General features: G+C 66.7%; 1 protein-coding gene. It reads right to left on the reverse strand.

Going from position 1 to position 688, the window contains the following annotated elements:
- The coding region (locus PO883_RS34710; protein WP_289313836.1) for a hemagglutinin repeat-containing protein at positions 1-688 on the reverse strand (688 nt) is incomplete at both ends.

Genomic DNA, 688 nt, shown 5'->3' on the forward strand with positions numbered 1-688 from the left:
CGAACTGGCGCCATAGCAGAACGGCGGCACGCAAATGCTGACGCTTCCCCCGCTGCTCTTTTCCCGGCTCGTGTAGTTGTCGGTGTCCTGCAGGCTCACGATATTCAGGTCGCCGCCGATGTTGGCCACCACCTTGTCGCCCCTGACCTGCGCCCCGGCCATTGTGGTGTCCTTGCCGCTCTTGATATTGAGAACGTCGCCGGCCGTCACGCTGGTGTTCTGGTTGGTCGTGGCGTCGCCGTTGGCATTGCCATGCGACTGCCCGGCGGCCAGTTCCAGGGTGAACCCGTTCTGCGTGCCGCCCAGGCCGAAACCGACGCCCACCGACGCGTTGTGGCTGCTGTTCCGGCTGTCGTTGGCGCTCGTGTCCTGCGCGCTGGCGAGCCTGATGTCGCGGGCGGCATCGAGGGTCACGTCTTTGCCACTCAGTACCGCGCCACGCGCCGTGATGTCGCCATTCAAGGCCTTGCCGTCCGCATCCTTGCTGCCGTCGCCGGTGGCGACGATGCTCAGGGTCTGGCCGGCGCTGACCGTGCTGCCCTGGTTCTGCAAGGCGCTGTTGTCGGTCGTGCTGTCGCTGCTGTTGCCACCGATGCTCACCGTGGCCTTGATGCTCGCCTGGCTCGACGCCGGCGCCTGGGTGTTGTTGGCCGCCGGTGTTCCCCCGCCCATGCCAGTGCCGTTGGCT

It is taken from the genome of Massilia sp. DJPM01 (genome assembly GCF_030348125.1).
GTDB classification, from domain to species: Bacteria; Pseudomonadota; Gammaproteobacteria; order Burkholderiales; family Burkholderiaceae_D; genus Telluria_A; species Telluria_A frigida.